This is a genomic window from Aureispira sp. CCB-E (assembly GCF_031326345.1).
Lineage (GTDB): Bacteria > Bacteroidota > Bacteroidia > Chitinophagales > Saprospiraceae > Aureispira.
This window is the reverse complement of sequence record NZ_CP133671.1, coordinates 2,254,426-2,281,006: the sequence shown is the minus strand read 5'-3', so window position 1 is coordinate 2,281,006 and position 26,581 is coordinate 2,254,426. Positions and strand designations below refer to the sequence as shown.

Here is a 26,581-nt window from a genome sequence, read left to right as displayed (position 1 = left end):
TGCAAAAGTACAACTTTTATTTGTTATTGACCAACTTTTTAGTATTTCATTGATATTCTTTAAACTATATTTAATAAAAAAAGCCTGTACACTTGTTTAAAAACCATTTTTTTTATCAAAAAATAACATCTAGACAATCTTCTAATAAACTACTCCTTAAACTATTTTATCAAAAAGCAGCTTCAATTAATTGAAAATTAACCATTACGCCAGCCAAGGTTCCACTAGCAACGGCAAAGGCAAGTGCCCGTTTTGAAGAATTATCACCACAAGCAAAAACATCTTTAACCGTCGTTTCTTGCGATTCGTCCACCTCTATAAGCCCCCCTTCTGTCAACTTACATCCTAATTGCTCCACTAAATTTGAAGTTTGAACAAAGTTGACCATAGCATATGCTGCTTCTAAAGGCAACAAACGACCATTTTCTAACTCAATAGACTGTATTTGCCCCTTTTCGTGGTGCAATGTTTTAATCGCTGTTTCTACTATTGTAATATTATGTGCTCCCAATTTCTTAGTCTCTTCTTCTGTTAACAAAGAAGCACCGTTGGTAAAGAGCGTCAAATCATTTGTCCAATTGGAAATCAATTGAGCATAATGCATAGCCGCTGCACCATTGGCAATAATTCCCGTTGGTCGGTGGCGGACTTCGTAACCATGACAATAAGGACAGTGCAATACAGAAATCCCCCAACACGCTTTAAATCCGTTGATATCAGGTAATATGTCCTTTATTCCTGTTGCCAAAATTAATTTCTTAGCTTTAAAAACAACTCCTTTTTCTGTACCAACTTCAAAACCTGTTGTTGTCTTTTGGCTGTTAATAGCAAGCCCAGCATGAAAATGGACTGTCTTATACTGTTCTACCTGAACTCTTGCTTCCTTTAAAATTTCCAAAGGTGCTTTCCCGTCTTGAGTAATAAAATTATGAGAATGTGGAGTCTGCCGATTACAGGGTTTGCCTGCATCTATCACCAATACCTTTCTCAAAGAACGCCCCAAAGCCATTGCAGCTGCCAATCCTGCATAGCTTCCACCTATTATTATAACGTCATAAATTTGCTGATTCATAGTACGCATCTTTTTATAATAAATTGTATTTCAATTGATGTTGTATAGTAGCTCATTACACTCCTACACAGCTCTTTTGTTAAAGATAAGAAAAAAAACACTAATGCAACAGTGTTGCATTAACAAAATACATAAAAAAATAGCAGCTTAGACGGTCCAAACTGCAATCCCAAACTATCCTCATTTACTTCTGAGCACGGAACAACATCCAAAAAGCTACTCCCAAAAAGAAAATATTGGGCACCCAAACTCCCAATAAAGGAGACAATCCTCCATTGATAGAGAAAGTTGTTGAGAATTTTGTCATAAAGATATAAATTGCTGATAGCCCAAATCCAATTACCAAATGCCAAGCCATCCCCCCACGCATTTTTCGTGAGGCAATCGAAAAACCAATTAATGTTAAAATAAAAATAGAAAAAGGATCGGCACTTCTTCGATAACGTTCTACCTCAAAAACTAGTGTCCCCCCAACCCCCTTTGCTTTCTGTTTGTTGATATACTCTATCAATTCATTGGTTGTCATATTATCTTTATGATTATCTCGTTTGATTAAATCTGTGATATAAAAACCAATCGTCGTATCCATAAACTCTTGGGGAGGCAATTTAACCACATTGTCTCTATAAGCTGACACTTTTTCTCGTTTTCGTATTCCAGATAAGCGCCAACGGTTAGGGGCTTTTAACAAACGAATTTTAGTCGCTGTCAAAACAGATGTTCGACGCAATCGAGAGCTATCGTGCTTGATCCATGCAAATTGGCTTCCAGTGCTATCATATCGATTAAATCCTTGCAAATAAAACTCTTCATAAGGGCTTGCGGCAGCATGAAAATTGCCCGTATTACCAACATAATTATGCTTGTAGATATATGTATTCTCAAAAGCTGTTCGGGTCGTATTAGATCGTGGAATTAGATTATGATTTCCATAATAATGCAAACCTGCAATAATAGAGGCCCCCATTAGATAAGGAACCAACAAGCGATAGTGGTTTACGCCATTGCCTACCATGGCAATAAACTCTGAGTTAGCTGCTAATCGAGACGTAAAAAAAACAACAGCGATAAGGTTGTACAAAGGAAAAATCAAACTGTTTAAGAATGGAATAAAATTCAAATAATATTCAAAAACAACTTGATAAAAAGTAGGACCACCTTCTTCTAAAAAATCATTGATTTTTTCTGCAGCATCAACCACTACAGAAAGCATGGAGGAAAGTAATACAATAAAGAAAAAGCTTCCCAAGTATCGTTTTAGTATGTATCGATCTAATATTTTCAAGATTAAAACTTGGGCTTTGGTTTGGTAATATTCGGTTTTTTGAGGTAGAATGGCTCGAAATAAGCAACGTCTACTGTTTTTTGTTGTTGGTAAGCCTCATAAGCCAACTGCGCTAGATATTTGGAAGAAGGCAATTGAACGGTGCTAATTTTCAAAGGATTGGTTTGACAGTTTTCTTGATATTTTGCCACTGCATCCCCTACCAAAACAACTTCGTCTATCTCTGAGTGTTCTAATAATTCATCAAAACTATTGGGTTCTAAAGTAGCAAAATAAGGCGTTTTTATACACTTGCAATTCACATCATACACGCCAACATAAGCATCCATTCTTCGAGCATCCATCAAAGCCACATAAGCTGCTTTGGGATTATTATATTGCTGAATGGCACCAAAAGCCAACGCTTGTAAAGTATCAATAGCAAGCATCGGCTTATCTAAAGCATAACATAAACCTTTGGCAGTAGAAATTCCAATTCTCAACCCAGTATAAGAACCAGGACCTTGACTCACAGCAATTGCATCCAAATCTTTCAATGTTACATTTGCCGTTTGCATAACTTCTTCTATAAATAAAGTCAACTTTTCTGCATGTCCAGCTTGACTATTCGTCTCTCGAACAATCCATGGCTGTCCGTCTTTTGTCAAACAAACAGAACAACTTCGAGTTGCAGTTTCTATTGTTAATATTTTTGTTGCCACTATTGTTATATTGAAAATGATTTACTCCTAAAATCCCCTTATTGCTGCGTTACTTTTTGCGCTTTTCTTTTAATATTGGTTATTTTCTATGTTCTTCTCCCAAAGATAGCTTATTCAAAGAACTTTTAAAATGCTATTGTCAAAAAAGAACGTTAAGTCTTGTTATGAATTTGATAAAATAATTTTGTAGGAAGTTCTATCCCCATTTCTTATAAAGTAAATATTCAATTTGCTTAAAGGCTTTTGGGTGAACTTCTTTAGGTCTTTATTTGTGTTACTGTTATAATTCGGCACAAACAACTAACATCAAATTGTAAAATCATTAAATTTCACTAAAAAGAGTCTGTCAAAAATAATGTAACTTAACAACTAGGACTTTAAAAGATGTCTTTTACTTATCAATTTTTCAGACTCCTTTCTCTAATTACTAAATTTGGTTAGTTTTTTGATTTACAAGCCCCAAGTAGCATTGTTTACAATTGTCGTTGTTTGCTCCCCAAAAACTAAATTGTAAACCTGGAATAAAAGTTAAACTGAGACTTTTTGAAGGAAAATCCACAAACAAAAGGTACCCTGTCGGTTATTCATTAACTTTGTCTTCCAACTTACATTAAAACCATTAATTTTAACACAAAAATCAATTATTAAATGCGACTATTTACATTTATTGGACTACTACTCACCAGTATTGTGTCTCATGCTCAAAAAGATACAATCTATACCTTTATCTCTGATACGAGTGGTACCCTAGAATTTGAGAATGTCATTCATCTTGATCTTAGCAATCAGAAATTAACGGAATTACCCCCTCAACTCACTCAATGTATTAATATTGAAAAGTTAAATCTAGCTAACAATCAATTAGAGAGTTTGCCTGATGAATTGGGCTCTTTAAAAAAACTAAAAGTGCTTGTTTTGGATAATAATCCATTAGAATCTTTGCCTAAAACATTCAAAGATTTAAAGTCTATTGAAGAGGTCTATCTCAACAATGCCATTAAGTCTAATAGTATTAACACAGCTTTTGGATTGTTTATCAAAAACCCTAAACTTGCAAAATTAGAATTAAAAAATAATGATATATCTAGTTTGCCTAATAATATCAAATCACTCAAAGCTCTTAAATACTTGGAATTGGGGAACAACACATTGGTCCATCTCCCCAAGAATATTTCCAAAATGCTAGCACTTCAATACATCGGTCTATCCCAAAATCCTTCGTTAGAATTTAGAGAATCTTTTGAAAATATTGCTCTAATCAAGACCCTTCGTAGTATTGATATTTCTAATAATGAATTGACTGAAATTCCCAAAGAAGTCATGGATTGTCGTTACATCTCTACGTTGAATGTCTCCAATAACAAAATCACAGAACTACCTGACCGAATGACTCAACTCATTCGTATGAAAACGCTAAATGCAGAAAACAATGCGATTACCAAGGTCTCCGAAGCCTTTTCATTATTAGAAGGGCTGCAAGTTTGGAAGATGAATAACAACCAGTTGACAGCACTGCCTAGCGGGATCAATGCAATTGCGGAATTGCAGGTTCTAGAAGTACACAATAATCCATTGGCTAGCCTTCCTGAAAATTTGCGCAAATTAAAATATTTAGAAGTGCTCGATGTTGGTGGAAGTGAGTTGACAAAACTAGGTTTTAATGTTGGTAATTTAAGAACCTTGCGCTACCTAGATTTAAGTGCCAATATTGAAGACGTAAAAACAACGAACCTCTCCACTCTAACAAAGGTAGAGTTTTTGGATTTATCAGGTATGCAGCAATTGTATCAAAATGAGTTTTGGGCAACCCTTGCAAAATTGCCTGCGCTAAAAACACTCAAGCTAAACCAAACGGCATTAAAAAATCTTCCCGAAGATCTGTCGGCACTAAAAAACTTAGAGCATCTATATTTAGAAAATAATGATAGTTTAGACGTTTTACCAGAGTCTATCAAAGATATTTCCCAGCTAAAAACACTTAGTTTAAATGGAACTGCTGTTCAGTATATTCCTGACGCTATCAAAAACTTGACACAATTAGAGATACTTTCTTTGGCTAAAATTCCAACTTTGGATATAGGAACCACATTGGTCAATATTGCGCCCTTGCAATTAGAAGAGTTAAATTTAACTGCTTCTAAATTGGTTAATTTTCCTAACGAAATTCCTATGATACGCGCAAAAAAAATTGTTCTTACCAATGCCGAATTTGATCAACAAGTTTTGGTACCGCTAAAAAAAGCATTGCCTACTACTAAAATTATTACTCAATAGGATTAAACACCCTGTAATTATTCCAAAGTCGATAGTCTGCTAGCCTCAATTAATTTCAAGGTTCTTAGCAGACTATTGATTTTATGGATGGTTAGGTTTCCTCTTAAATATTCTACACCATGGAAAAAACTTGCGCCAAGTGCCAAAATAAATTTGTGTGCAATGCTACAGATATTAAAAACTGCCATTGCTCAAATGTTTCATTAACACCAGAACTAATTGCTAGATTGCAAGTTAATTATCAAGATTGTTTGTGTGCAGATTGCTTAAAAGTGCTTTCTGGTAATTTGGAGAAAAAGCAAATTTATAAATAGCTAATATCAACAAGAAAGAGGTTCTTGGAAAAGGATTTCCCCCCAGCCTCTTTTGCGTCCAAACGGAGGTCTTTAGGTTATGTAGTTATGCAAGAGTATACATTTTTATTCAAATACCCTGAACACAAGAACGCAGCGATTACAACTGAAGGGGGTAAGCAGATGAACCATTATGAAGTCGTGTATGTCAAGTACTACGATAGAAGGTATGACTAATGACTGCTAGCTATTCCAAGCTACTAGCGTAGTACTAGAACGTTACTTTTTAAGTTGAATACCTTGCTCCTAATCAAATTTTATCTTTATTTTTTTAAAGAAAAGTTCTCCTTTCCTCACAAAGGCAAGGCAAAGAATATTTTCATTTAAAATATATCTATAATAATAATTCCCTCCAATCTTTCTTTCATTATTTTTTTCTAAATAGTTTAAATCCTCTTTCTTATTCTGAATTATATTCCTGTATGATAATACATGATTATATCCTTGATATTTAGTGTATAATAAATCACCTTTATCAGGTTCAAAGTAAATAACTTTTGAATCAGGGAAAAAATCATTTCCAATATACCATAAAGTATCTATTCCTCCTCGCTCTGGTGTATAAGTATTATCTTTTTTATACAAAACATGAAATGAAGAAAAATAAAAATCATCTTGGTTTTCCCAAAAATTAAGTTTATATAAATCATTCCCTCTTTCACAGTATATAGAATCTTTCAAATCTTTTGCATTAATCAAACAATCACTTTGAGCGCTTAATATTGAACTTTGAATATCAAGTTGATGCTTATTGATATATTTTGGTAATAAATAATACATGTCTGCCTCATATAGATCCTGATAACCAGCAGAATATATTGAATACCATTGATCTCTAATTAGTATATTTTTTAATTGAATAGATTCATCTTCATAACAGCAATTCTAACGATAAACAGAATTATATGATAAAATAAGATTTAAGTTCATTGAAAAAGGAACGTACATTTACTAAAAAGTAAACGATGTACGACAAATTAGTAGAAATAGTATCCAAAGAGTTTCACCAAGTTCCAGACCATCGAAAAGGGCATACAGAATATTTGCTACATGATTGTTTAATGGGAGCATTTGCTATGTTTGGTCTAAAAGATCCATCATTATTGAGTTTTATAGATAATGCCATTCATCGTAAGGACAATTTAGAACAAGTCTTTAAAATTAGTAAGCTTCCAACAGATAATGGGATGCGAAAAATTTTAGATGCTGTCCAACCATCTGTTTTTCAGCCTACTTTTAAAACAATCTTTGAACATTTGGAAAGGCTCAAAATACTCGAAAGTAGAAGATACTTAGACCAACATTTGCTAGTAAGTGTTGATGCCACAGGTACATTTTCTTCCAATAAGATTGGTTGTTCTCAATGTTTAACAAAGAAAAGAAAAAATGGTACAATAGAACATCATCACCAATTGTTAGCAGCGAGTGTAGTTCATCCTAATTTCAAGACCGTTTTTCCTGTTTTTGGAGAAGCAATAACGCGGCAGGATGGTTCAAAAAAGAATGATTGTGAACGAAAGGCATGTAAACGATTATTTCCACATTTACGCAGCATACTGCCAAAAGAAAAGATCTTAATTCTTTTAGATGCTTTATATGCTGATGGTCCAACTATTAAAGCACTTCAAGCACAAGATATCCAAATGGATTACATCATAGTAATCAAGGAAGGATATGTTTTGGAACAAGTTAAGCAACTTAGAAAAAAGGATAGTTTGCATCAGTGTCAATACCAGAAAAATGAAAAGACTCTGTGTCGATACAGGTGGGCATCTAACCTCATTCTAAATGGCGCAAACCAAGATATTATCGTAAACTATTTAGAATACGAAGAATATGATTTAGAAAAAGATAAAGTGGTTTATTCCAATAAGTGGATTACCAACCTAACTTTGACTAAATCAAATGTTTCATCTATTGCCACAGCTGGAAGAGCACGTTGGAAAATTGAAAATGAGACATTTAACACCTTGAAGAATCAAGACTACAATTTGGAACATAATTATGGTCATGGAAAATTCTACTTGTCAACAGTATTTGCTTTGATTATGCTATTAGCATTTTTTGTTGACCAGATTACAAGGGCTGTTGATGAAAGTTTTGAACAAGCCTTAAAAGAAGCAAAAACATTGCGTGATTTAAGGCAGAAAGTTCGAGTACTCTTTGATTTTATTCCTACTATTTCAATGAACTTAATCTATCAAATAATTGCTAGACAGGTCAATATTCGACCCCAATTAGAATAGCCATTTGATATTATTATTATTTAATATATTTTCTTACATCGTTAGAATTGCTGTCTTCATAATCAACTATTGTTATTCTATTTTTTGCATCTTGTAAAAGAATTACTTGATTTGTTTTTGGAACAAATTCAATTTCATCAATATTACTATACCCTAAGTATATATTATTTTTCAACTTGCCATTTTCGTAAAAAATATATAATGATTTTTTTTTATTGCAAAAGCTTGCAATTAATATATTATCTTTATTTATACCTATTGAATTTATACTAAAATCTCCTTTTTTTGAAAAGGAATTTTCTAAAGAGGCATTTATCTGAGAAATAGAACTGAAATTTCCAAATATAATAATGAATAGAGATAAAATATTTCTTACTTGAAGCATAATCTACTTTTTAAGTATTTTTACTTTTTTACCAATAATTAAATCTCCCTTTTTGGTAAGATTTTTCCTGTTTAGTGCTTGAAAACTTTTATTACTAACACCACTCTTTTTAGCTAAAGATGATACTGTATTTTTATTCTCACTATATGGTTTTACTGTTACAGAGTGAACGACTAGAGAACAGTAGCCTTTTGCTACTGGCGCAGTACTAGATCGCTACTCTCTTGGTGGAATACCTTGTTCTTCTATTTTCAATTCCTGAATTAAAATACCTTTGTAGTACTCTTCTTTTTTTTCCAATAAACCTTTATCATTCCAATAGCTCCAATATCCATGCCTCATATCTTGTCTATATTGAGGATAAAAAGTGACACCATATTTCTGTTCTTGTTCTTTGTATTCATCATTCGTGAATTCTATAATAGCTCCAAACCAGTAATTGCCTTCACACTCCTTTGTACCATTTGGATGATACGCAGTCCAAAAACCTATTTTAGAATCCATAATATGAAGTTTATTGTCTATCCTATATTCTTTTGTGCCAAATTCCCCTTTCTCTTTTAGTCCTCCTGATTCATAATAACAAATATATTTACCACTCAATAAACCATTCTTACAAACTTTGATGGAAAGTAATTGACCAGATTCATAATATTCTTTCCACTCTCCTTCATGAAGATGACTATAATTATATTCTCCTTCCAAACGAACTTTTCCATTTTTATGGAAACTTTGAAAAAAGCCTACATAATGAATGTTCTCTATTTTATCTTTATCTTTCGTAAACCCTACTGATTTTAGAACATCACTTTCGTATATGTATATCTTATATAAGGAATCCTCCATATAATAAAATTCAAACTTGATTATCGTAGAATCTGGCAATATTCTACTTACCTCGTTCACTTTCTCTTGTGTACTTTGACCATATAGGAAGTTTACAAGACCAAATATAAAAATATAAGCTATTATTACTCTCATTTATTCAATTTTCTAGTTGTCTCTATAATTCTTGTTTTTACTTCACCTACTTGTATACCAAAAGAAGAATTTGTTTTATTGCTAGGTAAATCATTTCGAATTTTTTTAGGATCAACGCCTGCTTTTATCAAGTCTTTTCTAAACTGTTTTTGCTGTTTTGGCGTCCCATTTATTTTGATAACCCGATTGGGAGTTTTTGCCATGTTTTTAGCAGTTTTAATAGATTTCTTATAATTTCTCTTATCTGCGGGGGTTGGCCCATGTAAAACTTTAGGCGTTAAAACCATTGTAAAGTTTTCATCTATATATTGTTCTCTAGTTATTTCTATAATATATAAATCTGGTTCTGGTTCTTCTATTTCTAATTCATCAGGATTTAATGGATCCAATTGTTTGAACATAGATCCATCTGGTATACTTTTAATCTTTAGTCCTATTATTCCTTCTCCAAATTCTCCATTGGGTGTTCCTACAGGTTTTAATACATTATCTCTTACTTTGGGATCGGAAGGATAGAAAATTGACCGAGGATCTCTAGCTACCGTATTAGAAGGAACACTTTGGGCAATTATGTCATAACCATTAATTCTAGCTGTAGTTATTCCATGTATATCTGACAAGGTATTCCATGCCTTTCTTAAAGCTATTCCTCGTTTAGAATCTTCAGATATATATAACCCATTACCATGAATAAAGAAACGTAATGGTCCTGTAGCATCCACCAATGACAAATGAGCATCTCCATCTTCTCTGTTAAACTGTACATCAAATCGTTCTAAACCATCTAAGTCAATAGACTGAATCGGTGTATTACTAGCAAATTGATATGGTGTTAAATCTGGGTATTTATCTGAAAGAGGATCGAAGGAAAGAAATTTACCTAAACGGTTATCATAGAGTCTAAACCCATAATCTTGAATATTCCATTCTGGGTCAAACTCTTTTCCATTAAACGTAAATCGACTTCTATCAGCATTGAGCGAGCGCCCAGGTTGGTTCCATCCAAATGGATAATACTGCTGATAACTGAGCACATTAGTTTGTATATCATTAGTAGCCAACGTCCCCGCTTTTCTATCACTCACTTGCGTCGCCACATTCCCCAAATGGTCTACTAGATCGTACGCTTTTATACCTAAGGCACGTTTTCCAAAATCAAATGTTGAATTTGTAGTACTAAGCTTCGTATTCACATCCCATCCTGCATAAGATTCAGCTGTTGATTACACACACTAGAGCGGTGTAGTGCTTGTAACATGAACGAACGTCCCCGAAGGGCATATAGCCAGTGGCTATATGGTGGAGTGAACCTGACAAGGATGCTACGCCGAGGCTATAAGCATGAGAACCCGCCATGACACCGAATAGTAAAGCCTAGGACTGTGACAGAAGAAACGGCTAGTGATTGGTAGCTTTTTAAACTACTGGCGCAATACTAGATCGCTACTCTCTTGGTGGAATACCTTTGCCCTATTTTATGGTCGTATGGATAAATCACACTTTAACTCTCTTCTCCTAATGATTAATTCCTTTATACTTGATTTAGTATCCTCTTTATATATTTCCTCTAAAATAATCTTCCCTTCAATTATTTGATAATCATAAGACAACGCTTCTGTTAATTTATTTGAGTCTAGTTTATAAATCCCTACTTCTGGAAAAGAACCAATATTTGTTAGAATACATGATTTCGTATTAAATGAATAACATATTATTGCATCGACAGCTATTCCCATATCATAAAAATGGACTATCAAAAATATTCCCATATTATGGGAATCAAGTCTATCTATTTTTATTTCTGGTTCCATACCAAAACGCCCAACAATTCGTCCAAAAGAATATCTCTCTTTACAATTTGTATAATATAACCATGTTTCTTCTGTATCTGTATTAAATACAAATTTAAATGATTCATTTTCCAGTAAAATTGTACTATCTCTTATCGTAAAACTATTTCCAAAAGAGTTTTTGATTGTATATGCCTCTGAAGGACCTGGTAAATATAAAAATACAATCATCATTATTATTAACCTAATCATCATTATCTTTGATATGCTTTTTTATAATATTTTTTATATTTTGCTCCTACTTCACCAGCAGTAATAACACCATTATTATCAGTATCTAAACTAGAATTAGCTGTATATTTCTTACCACTTTTAGCTTTTGTATAAAGTCCAGTATTAGAAGAACTTCCCATATAAGCAGGTGCAAATGTAGCTAATGCATAGTCACTTAAAGTACTAAAATTTTTATGACTATACATATTGTAATATTGCCTAACAACATCTAATTGTTCCAGTTCTGTCATTTGAGATATAGCTGTTAGAGTACAACTAGTTTGATTCTTTATATTTATTTCATCTACAGCCACTTGTGTAAACTAAATCAAACCAACAGCTGTATTCCCCGATCCTAAATCCCATTGGCTAGCATCTGGAAAATTTGATCCATTTTCATACCTCATGACAGCTACTAACTTATTAGGATCATGTCCCAAACCATAGCTTACCCGTAGAAGCTTATTTTTGAAATTATCATTCATTCTATTCTCAAACAACAATGTCTCTTCTTGATATTGATTTCCTTCACTATCAAAGTAACCCGCAAATGTTGTCCCATTATCAGAATCATTCGTAAAAGTAGCATTATAAGTTGTTCCATTAACAGTTAATGTTTGCGCTCCTCCCCTTTCTCTACTTGCTTCCACATCACTTCCAACAACAGTATACCTAAATGGTCCTGTTTCTGCTGTTCCAGTTGGTCTTTTTATTACTTTTGCATCTTTTGGAGGATCTGAATCATTCGCACTTTCCGCAGATAGTCCTAAATAATCTATATTCGCAATAGGAGAATTAGCAGCAAAAACATAAGGAGATTCCCAAGGTGTACTTGATGTCATTGGATCAATAGAAAGAAATCTATTTTTCCTAGAATCATAAGTTCTAAATTCAAAAACTACCTTTTCCCATTCTTCATCAGTTTCTTTACCATTAAAATCAAATCTCGCCCTACCAGCATTGAGCGAGCGCCCAGGCATATTCCAACCAAAGGGATAATACTGCTGATAACTCAGCACATCAGCTTTGATGTTGTTGGAGGCGATTGTACCCGACTTTCTATCACCCACTTGCGTCGTCACATTCCCCAAGTGGTCTGTAAGTTCGTACGCTTTTATACCTAAGGCACGTTCTCCAAAATCAAATGTTGAATTTGTAGTACTAAGCTTCGTATTCACATCCTAGCCTGCATAAAATTCAGCTGTTGATTACACACACTAGGGCGGTGTAGTGCTTGTAACATGAACGAACGTACCCGAAGGGCATATAGCCAGTGGCTATATGGTGGAGTGAACCTGACAAGGATGCTACGCCGAGGCTATAAGGACGGGAACCGCCATGAAACCGAACATGCCAAACCTAGAAGCATGACAGAACACAGCGACTAGCGCAGTGATAGCCTTTAGCTACTGGCGTGATACTAGTCTGTTGGCTTCTGAGGTGGAATACCTTGTTCTTCCAATAAAATAAAATGACATGTATCAAATGATGAATAAGATAGGAACATAAAAATTTTTGCTGTAAGATAATTTCCCTCTAAATCAATCTTACAATCTAATGACGATGGCAGTTGAATTCTATATTCATTTTTAAAAAAAGTAGTTCCTTCTGGATTATTTTTCAAGCTTTCCTTGCTAAACAGAAATGAATCAAGTTTAAATGACAAATTAGATTCATCCACACTAACATTTTTACCTATTGATTTATAATATAGTACTTCATTATTAAACTCCTTTTGCCCATAGAAGTGTATAATATTCTTGCTATTAACTGTACTATGCACTATAGTATAATCTTCATTACATTCCGATTTCCATACTTTTCTTGGGTGCAAGATAGCATTATTACACTGCACTGTTATTATTATTAGAATAATCCAAACATATAATTTCATATTATTTCTTTTTATACTTTGTTTCTTTTATTTTAAAATTAACAATAACCGGTCTTCCTTCATGAAACGCAGGGGTATCATAACGATCATTATTTGTATACTGATCACCATCTTTGACTAAAGCATTTTTCAACCACAATCCTTCATATATTGGTCGTTTACCATTTGTAGTTATTACATTGGGTAGGTCTTGTCCTTGAGGTCCTAATGGCGCAGAAACAATATGAAAATCTGGTCCTTGTTCTGGAGCTAAAGGAACAAAACTACCATCTATCATAACTCCTGGAGTATATGTAAATTCTTGCAAGGTAATAATAATATCTCCCTCTTTTAAAACTGTGCTAGATGTAATCGGAACAGCTTCTTGTCCTAATTTAGTTTTAACCTCATCTATAGACCCTATAAATCTATTTTCTCTAAAAACTAACCCTGCACAATTTACTCTCTCACAGTCCCAATTTTTATCATAAGGAGGATCAAATATATCATTTTCAATACTCACTTTTTCTTTAGGGGTTCCTTCACAAGTCCAAAATTGTTTTTCTTGATTATAATACAATGTATTACCCGAAAGTTTCCCTGTTAAATCAAAATAATCTTTACCTCCCCTTGTAATCATCTTCACATTTTTAAATTTTTGATAACCTAGGGAAAAAGTATAAGTGCCATCTTCATTTTTTACTGATTCAGGGTTTATTCCAATATCTTTTACATTTACTTTTTCTAATCCTTCTAATTCTACAGCATCAATAACAACATTTTCAGAAAAAGCATAAGAAGAATTCCAAGGATATTTATTCATTAATGGATCTACAGATAAAAACCTTCCCAATCGAGGGTCATGAAAACGATACTTATAAGCCTCCGTATTCCTCCCCCACCATCCTTCATCTATTTCTTTATCATTAAAATCAAATCTTGCCTTATCAGCATTAAGCGAGCGCCCCGCCGAGGCTATAAGCACGAGAACCCTGCGTAGGCTTGATACAATGTATCAAAGGTATAGCAAAAAACACCGAATAGTAAAGCCTAGTACTGTGACAGAATGAACGACTAGTGATTGGTAGCTTTCCAACTACTGGCGCTGTACTAGTTCGCTACTCTCTCGGTGGAATACCTTGTCCTTTCTTCCATTTATTTTCGGCATTTACATAAATACGGCTCCAAGAATGATTTTTTATAAAAAATCTTTCTTTATAGCTTTTTTTTGTGACTTGAGACAAAATAAACTCTATTTGGATTTCATCATTTGATATATTATTACTGTGATAAGTAATAATATTAGCCACTTTTCTCCTCTTCAAAAGCTTAATAAAATCTTCATTTTCAATAGAAATTACTTCAAGACAAGACTTGCCTGTAAATATAATTCTTAGGTCTTTCGATTCATTATTTATACAATAATAAATCTCAGTATTTTTTATACTATTTTCACAAAAATCAGATAAATCATACTCTATTTCTTGAGCATATATTAATAAAGCATGAATCATTAATATACATACTAATCCAAATTTCATCATTTTTTCTTTGCTTGTTTTGCTTGTTTTGCTTGATGTTTATGCACTTTTTTTACAGCTCTTTGAAATTGAGGAAAAGTATATCCTCCAACATCACCTTTCCCATCGTAAAATTCAATTCGACTTCCCCATGCTCCTTTAGGTATCTGAACTGGTGTTCCAGCATTTTTTTTGCTTTATTTAAAGCATCAGTTCCTCCAATTGACTCTTGAAGAGCATCTATTGATTTAGGCGTAGAGTAACCGATAACTGCAAATGGGTTATTTAGACCTAATTTATTAAATGCTTTAACACGAGCTATGTCTAAGGGAGAAGATTTAGCCGATCCTCCTATATAAACATTTCCTTCTTTAACTTCTACATTAAAAGTATGACTATGGACTTCATAAAGAATTCCTTCCCCTCTCTTAGATATTCCTTCTGTAGCTTCTCCCATATTAATCTCATTAACCTTTCCTTCTTTTTCTATTGGAGCTATTCTATTCCCTTCTTTATTTATTACAGCAATCATACCATTCTCAACAAATTTTTTCTCTGTATTTTTAATCATATTAGACATTACTTCCATTTCTTGTACAGTTGGAACGATTGCTAAGTCTCTATATTCAGATGTTTTTATAATTACTGGAGCATTTGGCGTCTGAGCTTTTAACTTTTGTCTTATATCTTCAGCACTTTCTGTAGATAAGGCTATTCTCGACATACCATTATCATTACCATCTCTTCCTATATATTTACCATAATAATCATAAAAATCTGTATCTCCGTCAGGATCTATTCTTAATGTAGGATTATTAGACATTGAATTATATGTAGACCAATTAGCTTTGAAGATAGGATCAATAGACCACCAACGCCCTAGACGAGTATCTAATTCACGATAAAAAGTAGTTTGATGACCACTAGAAATTTCAGGCTCTTCTTCCATTCCATTGTAAGTAAATCTAGCCTTATCCGCATTAAGTGAGCGCCCAGGCATATTCCAACCAAAGGGATAATACTGCTGATAACTCAGCACATCAGCTTTGATGTTGTTGGAGGCGATTGTACCCGACTTTCTATCACCCACTTGCGTCGTCACATTCCCCAAGTGGTCTGTAAGATCGTACTCCTCTAAAACCTATTTTTTTAGCTTCGCTGAGCCTTCGGATTCAATTAAAAACAAAAAATACGCAGCCTGACAGCTCCTACATGATGAACGAAACGCACCCAAAGGGCAAACAGACTGTGGCTGTTTGGTGTAGAGAACCGACAGGAGGACACACTAGGGCGGCGCATTGCTTGTAATGTAATGATTAACAAGGCTATAAGGACTAGAATCCGCCATAACACCGAATAGTAAAGCCTAGTACTGTGACAGAAGAAACGACTAGTGACTGGTAGCTTTTTCAGCTACTGGCGCAATACTAGATCGCTACTCTCTCGGTGGAATACCTTGCTTCTTATACTATTCTATTGATAAACTATAAAAATAATTCTCTCCTCTAAGATTCACCTTTACTTCATAATCTCCCTTCTCATAATTTCTTATATTCAAAATAGGACGTTCTGAAAAAAAATCTTTTCTATCTAATAATTCTTTATTATTCTTACCATATATTTCAAGAATTACAGTTGTTCCTCCTATAGGAAAGTAAATTAATCCATTTTGTCTTTTGTTGGCTGGAATTGACAATATACTGGTATTATCTTTAGATTTTGCCAATTCATCAAAATTGACTACTTTCAAATAGCAAAGAAAATTAATTTTCTTTTTCACAGATTTTATCAGATCAAAAATATAAATCTCTGAACTAGCAAATATTCTATTAGGAAATTTAATATTAATTCTCTTATTTTTGGGTAATAAATCTCCATTTTTTACCACCTCTTTATTTAAACTCAATTGAATATAGTCATTCTCACTTCCTAAATACTTAATGCTTTCTTGATCTATCTTGAAGTAATAATTACAAGAATCAATAAGTGACACAAAATATTCTGAATGAACTTTCATTTCACGTTGGTCACATGAGTTCCCAATAGTCATTACCCCAAGATTTAATTTATTGTTAATCTTATTAATACTACAACTTGAAAAAATAAAAAGAATAAGCAATATTGAAATACTATTATTCTTCCTTTTGAGATTTATCATATACTTCTCTCTTTTTAAGATTAACGGTTGTGTTGTTAAATGTATGATGGAAGTTCATTGAAATAAAAGACAAAAATTTTAAACAAATGCCATTGATACTTAAGTTTCTTAGAAAACTTGGTAGTTCTTCGGTGAAATCGTGCAATTTTAGAGCGAATAAGAGTATTAATACCTTCAATATCTTTAGTAAAAGATTTACCAATAATATGTTGATAATAAGGTAAGACCTCTTTAAAACTCTTAAAAGCATCTGTACAGTAAAATTCAATTTCTATATCTAGACACTTTAATTGTGTCATTAAATATCGAAGTTGCTTTTTTGTACGTTTGCCCATTGTTACAGCTAATATTTCTTTGGTCTCAGGAGCGTAAACGTAGAAAACCCACACTTTTTTACCTTTCTGATTCACAAAGGAATATAACTCATCAATTTGCACTTTTTTATACTTCTTTTGTCTAGGAGTAATTTTAATTTTTTCTCCTTGCTCTAGTATAAATCGAAGAGTAGTTTTAGGACTAATTCCAAATATTTTGTAACAATCTCTAATACCACTACCATGTAATAAAGAACTTTGTAGCTGGGCTTTCATACTTGGATCTGCTCCTTGGTATAAATATTCAGCTTGAAATTGTTTGCCACAATTCTTACACAGAAAGTTTTGTCTTCCTGTGGTTTTTTTCCCGTTTTTAACGACCTTTGAATTGTGGCAATGAGGACATTTTATTTGTATAGATATTGAACACATCTTACAAATATAGTCTTCATTGTCTTTTTTTCTAACTTATCATACAATCTACATCACTACCCTTGATTTTTATAGTAATAATTAAAACACATGAGTTTCGGAAAACGTCTTTTAGAACTAAGAAAGAGTAGAGGTATTTCTCAAGAGAAGTTGGCTAAAATGTTAGGTACTAAAGGACCTGCAATTGGTCGTTATGAACGTGATGTCGCCTTACCTGCCTTAGAGACTATTATAAAATTGGCAGAAGCATTAAACGTATCTATTGATTATTTATTAGGGGTCGTTGATGAAGAAATAGAGCCTAAAAACTTAGACAGGCTAGCAGCAATCCAAAGATTACCTAAAGACATTCAAGAAAAGATTTTCTATTTCTTAGATATGTCAATTAGAGATGCTCATGCCAAACAAGCATACAGTTAATTTCCCTTTAATTTTTGACAGACGCAGCGGCTGCCACAGAGCGAAAGCAGCGACTGGCAAATAATTAAAGTTTACAGCCGACAAGGCTGTAATAAAAAAACGTGAACGAAAGCCTCACAGGCTGCATGTACCGTAAGTGTAGGGAGTGGCACGGTGCTAACTAGGAAAGCAGTAAAACTGCGATAGATAGCTACATAAAAAAGCCCCTTGGAACAGCTCCAAGAGGCTTTTTTTATGCAAGTATTTACCACTTTTCTTATTTCAATTGAATGACCGTAGGGAACTGCGTGGGCTTGTGCTAGTAGCACAAAGGATAAAGCCTAAAATACGCAGCCTGACAGCTCCTACAAGGTACACACTCTAGGGCGGTGTAGTGCTTGTAACATAGGCTGTGCTGAGGCTATAAGCATGAGAACCGCCATGACACCGAATATGTAAGCCTAGTACTGTGACAGAAGAAATGACTAATGACTGTTCCCAAGTACTTGGGAATGGCGCAATACTAGATCGCTACTCTCTCGGTGGAATACCTTGTTTCTAAGGTTTCCATCCTTGTTGAGATATTTTTCTAATATCATATAGAATACTAGTGTTATCTATTAATTTAACTTTTGAATAGATTGTTGCTGCTTGAAAAAAATCACAAGCATTTTCATTAATAGTACACCCTTTTGACAATGAGAATAGCTCATTAGGATTTTCATCTCTACTTGTAATTTTTAATTTTAAAGAGTCCAAACTAAAATGCATATAATGCAAATTATTTTTTTTCGACCAAAAATATCCTGTGTATAAATTTCTACCTATATTAGACTTTTCCAAAATATGAATTTGATTGTCTTCCATTAACATTTGTCTTACTAAGACATTTTTCATCAATGAATCTCTTATACCTAATTCAATTACTTTATCTATAAAAAGTGCTTTTATTTTTAAATCACAGGCACAATTTTTTTCTAAAAATGATTTGGTTTCTAGATGCCAATCTTCTACATCTATTGTTTCTTTGAAATTGTCAATTCCATTACATCCTAAAATAGCTAGACATATTAAAACAATGTAAATTATTTGAACTTTAAACATGTTAAATTATTTGTTATATCCTTCAAGAGTTGTAGTTCCTTTTCCTTCTCCCTCACTCTTTACATCACCTCCAAAACCACCTCGTTCAATTGTTGCACTAGTTGTTTTTTTGTAATTATGCTGAAAATATGCATTTAATTCAGACCTTGATGGATAAGTTTTATCATGTTTTAGAGTCTTATTGTTTCTTGCATATTCTGAATAATCTGTTGGTTTTTGCTTATCTATTAGTCCTTTTCCTTTAACAACAACACCATCGTCTTTAAAAGTTTGCTCTTTTGATGAAACCTCTTTATTAAAAACATTTGCTCCTCCATAATGTGTACGTAATTCATACCCCATTTCTGCACGAATTTTATTTTCAGTATCTACAGCTGATAATTCATCTGCATCAATAGAATTAGTTGCTTTTTCGATTCCATAATCATCCCCGTAATCAATTTCTATTACAGGATCAGAAGGATTAATAAAATGACCTTTTTTATCTTTTTGACCATCTATATAGTCAACAAAATGTTGCAACTCATGCCCCAATGTTATTGAAGGTCGACCTTTTAGTGGCTTGTCACCTCTTCCATTAGATGCATCTAACTCTTCCCCAGCGTCAGTATTAAATGTTAATCTAGCTATTTTACTACCATCTGCTTCTGCATTAACTTTATAGCGTAAACCAATATCTTGATCGGCATTTTGATGTATAATGATAACGTCTTTACTATTTATTACTTTTCTTAATAATCTTCGCCCTGTTCTAGAATTTTTTGCTAAATCTCTAATAGTGGACATAACCCATCTTCTGTATTTTGCGCCACCCACAATTTTTATTTTTTTACCATCAGGATCTATAGCGTCTATGGGCATATTACCAGCAAAGTTATATGGAGAAAGGTTGGGATATTTATCTAATAGAGGATCAACACTAAACCACCTCCCTACTCTAGCCCCATAAAACCTAGCACCAAAGTCATAATTACCACCATCAATTTCACTGTTCCTTTCCATTCCGTTAAATGCGAATCGACTCTTATCAAGATTCTTATTACGCCCAGGCATATTCCACCCAAACGGATAATATTGCTGATAACTCAGCACATTAGCTTTGATATCGTTAGAGGCGATTGTACCCGCTTTTTTATCCGAGAGTTGGACGGTTACATTACCAAGGTGGTCTGTGAGATCGTACGCTTTTATACCTAAGGCACGTTCTCCAAAATCAAATGTTGAATTTGTAGTACTAAGCTTCGTATTCACATCCCATCCTGCATAAGATTCAGCTGTTGATAAATCTGTATAATTATTAGTAAACAATCTTGTATTGTTATTTATACTACCTATACGATCAGAACCGTATAAAAGTTGCTCTTGTATGCTATAAAATGTTCTATAAGGATTTAATCTACTGCTTGCTGTAAATTCGTATCCTCGATTATAAATACTCATTTTATTACCACTCGCATCACAAACATAATAAGTATTTTTCCATGTAGTAGGATTATCAATAACTTCTTTCCATATTTTAGCCACTCTATTTCCTGTGGCATCATATAAATACTCTAAATGACTTATTTCAGTCATTGTCCCCCCTATTTGCTCTTTTATAGAAACAGTTTTTACTTTACCTGTATTGAGCCACGTAATATCTGTAGTTCTATTATTAGAATTATTGGGTTCTACAATTTGAATAATTGAACCTCTAGCATCATAGATATAAGTTTGATCATCGATATCGCCTAAGTTTGCAGTACTTCCAACAGCATCTTGTATCGCAGTAAGTTGGTTATTTTCTAATTGCCCTGCTCCATTCAAATTGTATTGATAGCTAATATCATCTATTAATTGCCCTCCATTTGTTCCATCATATCGTTTCAGGGTTTCTATATTACCATTGGCATCATAAGTGTAAGCCGTTTTAAATTGGTTATTAGCAATACCAAATGTTGGTGTATTACCGAGATTAACAATACTTAGTTCACTACCCAATATTCTATTTAAATTATCGTAACTAAAGCTACGTTGTGTGAGCTTTTCTTGATCATTAAGAATTGAGCTACTCTCTGTTGTTCCATTTGACCAATAAGTGATGTTACCATTATATAGCTCTTGGCTGTTATAGCTAATTGCTTCGTTGATACTATTGTAACCGCCAGCGCCATTGTTACTTTGACGAGTATAATCTCCTTGATAATATCCTAAAGAAAAACCCCATACATCTTTTTGTACGTCATTATTGATGCTACTAGAATAGCCGTCTTGACCAGGGTCATTTAGCTGATTTTTAGTAGTATTAGTATTTCCATTTTCATACTTGTCCAAATAAGGATGATTGATAGCTTTCAACCAGCCATGTATGGTATAAGTGTAATCAATTCCTTGAATTTTATCATCTCCAATTTCTTTACGTTTTAGTGAACCATGTTCATAATAAGCATATCTGGCATCACTATCCCATACAATATCATCTTTAGAGGTTTCTACATTGATAATACGGTTTTGTTCATCATATTCATAACGATGATAAAAACGATCAATTGCTAGTTCATTATAACAAACTTTATTGACATTTCTAGAAATTAGATCGTATTCCATGCGAATATAGTTATCTCCTAAACCAGGAATATAGGTTCTAATCCATTCGACATTACCATGTGGATCATAGCTATATGTTGTGGTTGTAATAGCATCCTCATTACTACCACCATTCCAAGCTTCTGTGTAACTTACCCTATTTCTTAAGTAACGCTGCTCTTGTACTCCTATACCATGATAAGTGGCATATACAATATTTGGAGAAGTGGCTAAAATATGTTTGTCACTATAATGTGTTTTAACCCATTCTGTTTTATTAATGGTTGGAATATCTTGAGGAAAATCAAGGGTATTCCTATCTGTTTGTCCTTGTCCTGTAATGTAAGCTGCATAAGAACCATTGGGCACTTCCATTTCTCCTTGTTCAATAACTCTATTTAAACGATCGTATTTAATATACGTCATTCGCTCTGGGACAAATGCTTCTTGACGAGCATCTTGAGAAAAACGAACCAAACCGTCTGAACGAAAAGCTTGTTTTACAAGACCTGCATCAGGTGAGGTCGATTCTATACTTCTTCCTGCTGCATCATAAGCGTAAGTTGTAACCAAAGTATGATTAGGAAGGGCTTTACTTGGTACTGTTTGAGTTTGATTATTTCTATATTCTTTATGCTCAGTTATCTCTGTTCCTGTTAGAAAATCTACTCCTGCTGGTGGTACAGTCCTTGTTAGCTCTCCTCTGCGATTATAGTAATATAAAGTATAATGATGATATTTTAAATCATAACTTAATTGTGTTTTATCTGCAATGTCATCTACTTTATCACACCTATTCTCATTTAGCGCATCCGAAAACTGATCTACAGCAGCTTTGATTTGCGTTTCCATATTATCTGCAATAACCTTTGCTTTTATTTCAGTTTCATCTGGTGTATTGTCAGTAATGATATTTACTCCGTTACTACCTTGTTTTTCCCATCTAAAATACATAGTAGGTAGTGTTGTGCTTTGTGGAGTGATTTCAATTGTGCTACTGCTAGTCACTTGACAATTATTCTTATCTGTTACAACAATAGAATAAATCCCTGGAGCCAACTTATTTTCAGTATAGTTTACCCCAGCTTGTGCTACTTGTGTATGGGCAACTTCAATACTACCAATCACAACATCTACCAAGTTTCCAGCACCATCATCTTGTTGCTCTACTTGCAATAATTGCCATCCAACCACATAAGGTCCTGTTCCTCCACTAACTTGAACTTCTCCTCCACAAGCTATTTGTGGGTCTGTTCCACTATAAGGTTGAAAACTATTTATAGTTAGGACATTTGGTTCATTCACTGTTGCACTTGATGTACTTGTACAGCTATTGGCATCTGTAACTGTAACTATATAAGTCCCTCCCGATACATTATTCTGACTAGGACTATATACATTATTAGACCAAACATAGCTTATAATTGGTGCATTAGTATTAGATACGAATGCCTGAACCTTACCATTATTATCTCCATTACATAAAACATCTTCTGCATTTGTAGTCAAATCAAAGCCACTATAAATTGTGTAAGACTTATATAAGACACAGGTACCATCATTATTATTGGTTCCCGTTATGGTTACTTCGTATTCTCCAGGACTTAGCCCACTAATACTATTTCCACTAGAACCGTTTGACCACGTATAATTTACTGTACCTATATCATTTGTAGTTAAGGTAATACTCCCGTTAACACCTGTACAAGCATGTGTTATTGCCTCGCTAGTGATTGTCAAAGGAGTATTTACAACTAAAAAGGTTGCTACACAAGGCAAACCATTACTTTGAGTTGCTGTAACGGTATAGGTTCCTTGAGTTAAGTTATTATTAATCCTATTCTGAACACCATTTGACCAAACAAAATCACTGTTATTTGCCGCCAATGTCTGCCCATTTTCATCTTGCAAATCTACTTCTAGTTTCCCTCCTGTTCCACAAGTTGCATTTTGTTGATTTAAAACAACCAATTCACTGCGTTCTATTGTGATAGATACAGAAGTGTTAGGACAATTAGCATTGTTGGTATTTAAGGTTACAGTGTACTCCCCAGGTAGCATATTAGAAAATAGACCATTACTACTTTGTGCTACTACTAAATTTGTATTAACATCTGTTACAACATAGCTATAAGTATGATGCGTTGCTTCTAAATTAGTCCTTACTCTAAATTCTCCTGTTCCACCGCAGCCTTCATTCTGAACATGCTCTACCACAAGCGTAGGGTTTATACTAGGCAAGGTAACCGTTTCCCTATGATTACAAGCAGAATAGTAACCATAAGTCGCATCAAGTTGATATGCCCCTTCGGGAAGAGGGCTAACTGTTTCTCCAACATACAGCCCTGAAGGTAAAGGAGCTAATGGCATCCAAGTATAAGTAGGAATAGATGAGGATGAACCTATAGGATACGATGCACCTTGTACAGATACAATACCATTTGAGCCGCATATAGCAGGACTTGTTGTGATAGTATAACTAGGAGGCGTACTATTAGCTTTTATGTTAACTTTTACAATATAAGAACAAGTCCTTCCTACCAAACTGGTTACCTCAATATGTATAAGATAACTACCTACAGGTAAATTCTTTGCTGTGGTTTGTAAATCTACTCCTGTATTAAGATCGTTATTAGTAACTACGACACCGGAAGGCATTGGTTGATGATTAGCATCAGTCCATACAATACTAGATGAACTTAATCTCCAAGCTAATTGATGTAAAGAAAAATCAGCTTCCCCGTTATTCCCTCCACAATAGGCATCTTTCTCATTTGGAGTCATAGGGATAGCACCAGTCCCTACAATAACTTGTTCCACGACGCTACAACCTCCATACGTTATAGTTACACTATAAGTACCTGCTTGTACATTATTCACCACCGAATCTGTTATTCCTACAGGGCGTTGGCTTGGTAGAATTTGTTCCCATTGATAACTTGCTAAATGTGCCATATGCGTACCATTACTCTTAACACTAACTCCTACCTGTCCTACACTTAATTGACAACGATCAGGTGAGGAAAACCCAGTAGCCACTAAAGCACAATAAGGAACAACAAATGTTTCTACAAGAGTACAATTTTCATAGGTAATTGTTACCGTGTATGTATCAGCACCTAATTCGGATAATTCATTAAATCCATCAGAACCTAAGCCACCAAAGCTTGTTGAGCCATATGGATTGTTGGTGGTCTGCGAACTCCACTGAAACTCTATGTCACCTAAAGGTGCTCCCGAAACATTTACCATAATTGTCCCCAGATTTGCACTACCTTGCGCAGAGCTTACTTGTGTTCCAACTAGAGCGATTCCCTTATTATTGATCGTTATTACCTCTGTTCTAGTGCAATAATTATTACCAATTCCTCCATCCAAAGATATTTCCACGACATAGGATCCAGCTGTAAGACCACTCACTTCATAAATATTATTATTAAGTTGAATCACTGGATTGCTATTGGAAGGAGGAGAACTGATGATATTAAAGGCTAAATTCCCTATTAAGCCATTAGGCTCTATTCTAAAACTACCATCATTTCCATCGCACACTTCATCAACTGTAGTAATTTCAAGTTCTAGGTCATTAATGTTTTGTCCTACTTGTATCATTTTGGTAAATTCACAGCCTAAGCTGTCTGTTATTTTAACTTCATATGCCCCCACTGGAACTTCTGGTGTAATTGTACCATCACAAATCATTGAACCAATTGTTATAGAAGAACTTGCATTGCTAATAATTGTATGACAAGTATTGGGGCTTACTCCCGTTACTTCATAAGTATAAGGTGCTGTACCAAACAATGCATCAATTACTATATTCGAAGCACTTCCTCCTACACAAGGGTCTCCAGTAATAGCCCCTACAGAACAACTAATTGCCTCAGGCGTCTGAAAATACAACGTTTGAATTAAACATCCACTACCTGTTTTTATTTCTACATGAAAATTATTGCCAGGTTCTAAATATTCAATTTTAGACCATACTGTCACTTCCCTTAAACTTCCATCATTATTATACCAATGATATGCATAGGAAGAATTCCCCCAAAGAGCTGGTATGTCAGCCCCTATATCTGCACATTCCTGACCATAAAATCCAAAAGGTTTTACATTAACACTCCAATTACTATTTGGTTGGATGGGAGTATATTCAATGTTGTTTATTATTTTAGCACAACCTGCAACATCCATTATTTGTACTTGGTACTGATGTTTTGGGCCAGAATTGCCACTTATATAAATCGGAACAGTTGGATTTTGACTATTAGGGCTATTAATTACAGCCCCAGTAGGTGATGACCACAAAAAAGAATGCCCTACGGTAGTACCACTAGTTGATAAAGTGATATCCATATTAGCTGCTGACGGGCTACAAAACTGCGGTGTTGTTGTCACATTATAATAGACATTAGCAACATAAGATCCTCTTGAAGGAGCTAATCTTTGCACATCTATATATTGTACAGTAGATAAGCTAGGATTCGTACTTGGGTAAACCTTAATATAATAACTGTTACGATAAGCAGTAGTTGTAAAATAAGCATCAATTGTCGCATCATTTGTTGCCGTATTATACGTTTCTAATATTGCCCCTAAAGCAGGGTTGCTACTCTGACCTCCTAGAGGATTGGGGTTAGCATATAACTCACAGGTGTAGCTTGTTCCTACTGAAAAGGGAGTAATATCAATTCTAACCTCTGTAGGAGTTCCTACCGATGTATTACAAGATGTTTTGTACCAACTCAAATTATATGTTGGTGCTTGTGCAGTTAGCAATAAAGGACAAAATAACAATAGCCCTATAAAAAGCACAGGTAATATTTTATATAGACAATTCATAACGAATAGCTTCT

At 34.0% G+C, this 26,581-nt stretch carries 22 protein-coding genes; 4 read left to right on the top strand and 18 right to left on the bottom strand.

Annotated elements, in window-relative coordinates; translation table 11 throughout:
* Positions 1 to 169 precede the first annotated feature (169 nt).
* The 3 genes from QP953_RS08755 to tsaB all read right to left on the bottom strand — a co-directional run bounded on the left by QP953_RS08755 (position 170) and on the right by tsaB (position 3,058).
* On the bottom strand, positions 170 to 1,072 hold the full coding sequence (locus QP953_RS08755; RefSeq protein ID WP_309554674.1) for an NAD(P)/FAD-dependent oxidoreductase: 903 nt from the start codon (positions 1,070 to 1,072) through the stop codon (positions 170 to 172).
* A 184-nt stretch (positions 1,073 to 1,256) separates the two neighbouring features.
* A complete protein-coding gene (locus QP953_RS08750) occupies positions 1,257 to 2,357 on the bottom strand; it encodes an LptF/LptG family permease (RefSeq protein WP_231512816.1) in 1,101 nt (366 codons plus the stop codon).
* A 2-nt stretch (positions 2,358 to 2,359) separates the two neighbouring features.
* Entirely contained in the window at positions 2,360 to 3,058 is a 699-nt protein-coding gene (gene tsaB / locus QP953_RS08745) for a tRNA (adenosine(37)-N6)-threonylcarbamoyltransferase complex dimerization subunit type 1 TsaB (RefSeq protein ID WP_309554673.1), read from the bottom strand.
* A 648-nt stretch (positions 3,059 to 3,706) separates the two neighbouring features.
* Here tsaB and QP953_RS08740 point away from each other — a divergent pair.
* Complete coding sequence (locus tag QP953_RS08740; protein ID WP_309554671.1) at positions 3,707 to 5,332, top strand: hypothetical protein; 1,626 nt, start codon at positions 3,707 to 3,709, stop codon at positions 5,330 to 5,332.
* A 119-nt stretch (positions 5,333 to 5,451) separates the two neighbouring features.
* Entirely contained in the window at positions 5,452 to 5,646 is a 195-nt protein-coding gene (locus QP953_RS28605) for a cysteine-rich CWC family protein (protein ID WP_408913502.1), read from the top strand.
* Positions 5,647 to 5,931: 285 nt separating this feature from the next.
* On the opposite strand, the gene QP953_RS08735 is transcribed toward QP953_RS28605, so the two are convergent.
* Positions 5,932 to 6,465 (bottom strand): hypothetical protein, encoded by a 534-nt coding sequence (locus QP953_RS08735; protein ID WP_309554670.1) that lies wholly within the window; start codon positions 6,463 to 6,465, stop codon positions 5,932 to 5,934.
* 185 nt (positions 6,466 to 6,650) lie between these two features.
* Between QP953_RS08735 and QP953_RS08730 the strand changes: the two genes are divergently transcribed.
* Positions 6,651 to 7,931, top strand: coding sequence for a transposase (locus tag QP953_RS08730; RefSeq protein ID WP_309554669.1), 1,281 nt, complete (start codon positions 6,651 to 6,653; stop codon positions 7,929 to 7,931).
* A gap of 16 nt (positions 7,932 to 7,947) precedes the next feature.
* Here QP953_RS08730 and QP953_RS08725 read toward each other — a convergent pair whose 3' ends face one another.
* The 12 genes from QP953_RS08725 to QP953_RS08670 form a co-directional block, all read right to left on the bottom strand.
* On the bottom strand, positions 7,948 to 8,316 hold the full coding sequence (locus QP953_RS08725) for a hypothetical protein (protein WP_309554668.1): 369 nt from the start codon (positions 8,314 to 8,316) through the stop codon (positions 7,948 to 7,950).
* 216 nt (positions 8,317 to 8,532) lie between these two features.
* Positions 8,533 to 9,297 carry a hypothetical protein gene (locus QP953_RS08720; RefSeq protein WP_309554667.1) on the bottom strand — a complete coding sequence of 255 codons (765 nt, stop codon included), beginning with the start codon at positions 9,295 to 9,297 and terminating at the stop codon, positions 8,533 to 8,535.
* Positions 9,294 to 10,490, bottom strand: a complete 1,197-nt coding sequence (locus QP953_RS08715; RefSeq protein WP_309554666.1) for an RHS repeat-associated core domain-containing protein — start codon at positions 10,488 to 10,490, stop codon at positions 9,294 to 9,296. Before QP953_RS08715 ends, QP953_RS08720 begins: the two co-directional genes overlap by 4 nt.
* Before the next feature lie 282 nt (positions 10,491 to 10,772).
* Positions 10,773 to 11,321, bottom strand: a complete 549-nt coding sequence (locus tag QP953_RS08710) for a hypothetical protein (protein WP_309554665.1) — start codon at positions 11,319 to 11,321, stop codon at positions 10,773 to 10,775.
* A gap of 20 nt (positions 11,322 to 11,341) precedes the next feature.
* Positions 11,342 to 11,674, bottom strand: a complete 333-nt coding sequence (locus QP953_RS08705; RefSeq protein ID WP_309554664.1) for a hypothetical protein — start codon at positions 11,672 to 11,674, stop codon at positions 11,342 to 11,344.
* 9 nt (positions 11,675 to 11,683) lie between these two features.
* Positions 11,684 to 12,538 (bottom strand): RHS repeat-associated core domain-containing protein, encoded by an 855-nt coding sequence (locus QP953_RS08700; RefSeq protein WP_309554663.1) that lies wholly within the window; start codon positions 12,536 to 12,538, stop codon positions 11,684 to 11,686.
* Between the two features lie 242 nt (positions 12,539 to 12,780).
* On the bottom strand, positions 12,781 to 13,254 hold the full coding sequence (locus tag QP953_RS08695) for a hypothetical protein (protein WP_309554661.1): 474 nt from the start codon (positions 13,252 to 13,254) through the stop codon (positions 12,781 to 12,783).
* 1 nt (position 13,255) lies between these two features.
* On the bottom strand, positions 13,256 to 14,218 hold the full coding sequence (locus QP953_RS08690; RefSeq protein WP_309554660.1) for a hypothetical protein: 963 nt from the start codon (positions 14,216 to 14,218) through the stop codon (positions 13,256 to 13,258).
* 133 nt (positions 14,219 to 14,351) lie between these two features.
* Positions 14,352 to 14,777, bottom strand: coding sequence for a hypothetical protein (locus QP953_RS08685; protein WP_309554658.1), 426 nt, complete (start codon positions 14,775 to 14,777; stop codon positions 14,352 to 14,354).
* 49 nt (positions 14,778 to 14,826) lie between these two features.
* The gene (locus tag QP953_RS08680; RefSeq protein WP_309554657.1) at positions 14,827 to 15,855 is read right to left on the bottom strand and encodes an RHS repeat-associated core domain-containing protein; all 1,029 of its coding nucleotides are present in this window, start codon (positions 15,853 to 15,855) and stop codon (positions 14,827 to 14,829) included.
* A 366-nt stretch (positions 15,856 to 16,221) separates the two neighbouring features.
* Positions 16,222 to 16,911 carry a hypothetical protein gene (locus QP953_RS08675; protein ID WP_309554655.1) on the bottom strand — a complete coding sequence of 230 codons (690 nt, stop codon included), beginning with the start codon at positions 16,909 to 16,911 and terminating at the stop codon, positions 16,222 to 16,224.
* 35 nt (positions 16,912 to 16,946) lie between these two features.
* Positions 16,947 to 17,657 (bottom strand): IS1 family transposase, encoded by a 711-nt coding sequence (locus tag QP953_RS08670; RefSeq protein WP_309551951.1) that lies wholly within the window; start codon positions 17,655 to 17,657, stop codon positions 16,947 to 16,949.
* A gap of 90 nt (positions 17,658 to 17,747) precedes the next feature.
* Between QP953_RS08670 and QP953_RS08665 the strand changes: the two genes are divergently transcribed.
* Complete coding sequence (locus QP953_RS08665) at positions 17,748 to 18,077, top strand: helix-turn-helix transcriptional regulator (RefSeq protein ID WP_309554654.1); 330 nt, start codon at positions 17,748 to 17,750, stop codon at positions 18,075 to 18,077.
* 537 nt (positions 18,078 to 18,614) lie between these two features.
* Here QP953_RS08665 and QP953_RS08660 read toward each other — a convergent pair.
* Positions 18,615 to 19,160, bottom strand: a complete 546-nt coding sequence (locus tag QP953_RS08660) for a hypothetical protein (protein ID WP_309554653.1) — start codon at positions 19,158 to 19,160, stop codon at positions 18,615 to 18,617.
* Between the two features lie 6 nt (positions 19,161 to 19,166).
* Positions 19,167 to 26,567, bottom strand: a complete 7,401-nt coding sequence (locus QP953_RS08655) for an RHS repeat-associated core domain-containing protein (RefSeq protein ID WP_309554652.1) — start codon at positions 26,565 to 26,567, stop codon at positions 19,167 to 19,169.
* Positions 26,568 to 26,581 lie beyond the last annotated feature (14 nt).

Bases quoted from the DNA above. Each gene is read 5' to 3' on its own strand.
- QP953_RS08755 (WP_309554674.1), bottom strand. From the start codon at position 1,072: ATGAATCAGCAAATTTATGACGTTATAATAATAGGTGGAAGCTATGCA.
- QP953_RS08740 (WP_309554671.1), top strand. From the start codon at position 3,707: ATGCGACTATTTACATTTATTGGACTACTACTCACCAGTATTGTGTCT.
- QP953_RS28605 (WP_408913502.1), top strand. From the start codon at position 5,452: ATGGAAAAAACTTGCGCCAAGTGCCAAAATAAATTTGTGTGCAATGCT.
- QP953_RS08735 (WP_309554670.1), bottom strand. From the start codon at position 6,465: ATGTATTATTTATTACCAAAATATATCAATAAGCATCAACTTGATATT.
- QP953_RS08730 (WP_309554669.1), top strand. From the start codon at position 6,651: ATGTACGACAAATTAGTAGAAATAGTATCCAAAGAGTTTCACCAAGTT.
- QP953_RS08725 (WP_309554668.1), bottom strand. From the start codon at position 8,316: ATGCTTCAAGTAAGAAATATTTTATCTCTATTCATTATTATATTTGGA.
- QP953_RS08720 (WP_309554667.1), bottom strand. From the start codon at position 9,297: ATGAGAGTAATAATAGCTTATATTTTTATATTTGGTCTTGTAAACTTC.
- QP953_RS08710 (WP_309554665.1), bottom strand. From the start codon at position 11,321: ATGATGATTGTATTTTTATATTTACCAGGTCCTTCAGAGGCATATACA.
- QP953_RS08695 (WP_309554661.1), bottom strand. From the start codon at position 13,254: ATGAAATTATATGTTTGGATTATTCTAATAATAATAACAGTGCAGTGT.
- QP953_RS08685 (WP_309554658.1), bottom strand. From the start codon at position 14,777: ATGATGAAATTTGGATTAGTATGTATATTAATGATTCATGCTTTATTA.
- QP953_RS08675 (WP_309554655.1), bottom strand. From the start codon at position 16,911: ATGATAAATCTCAAAAGGAAGAATAATAGTATTTCAATATTGCTTATT.
- QP953_RS08670 (WP_309551951.1), bottom strand. From the start codon at position 17,657: ATGTGTTCAATATCTATACAAATAAAATGTCCTCATTGCCACAATTCA.
- QP953_RS08665 (WP_309554654.1), top strand. From the start codon at position 17,748: ATGAGTTTCGGAAAACGTCTTTTAGAACTAAGAAAGAGTAGAGGTATT.
- QP953_RS08660 (WP_309554653.1), bottom strand. From the start codon at position 19,160: ATGTTTAAAGTTCAAATAATTTACATTGTTTTAATATGTCTAGCTATT.
- QP953_RS08655 (WP_309554652.1), bottom strand. From the start codon at position 26,567: ATGAATTGTCTATATAAAATATTACCTGTGCTTTTTATAGGGCTATTG.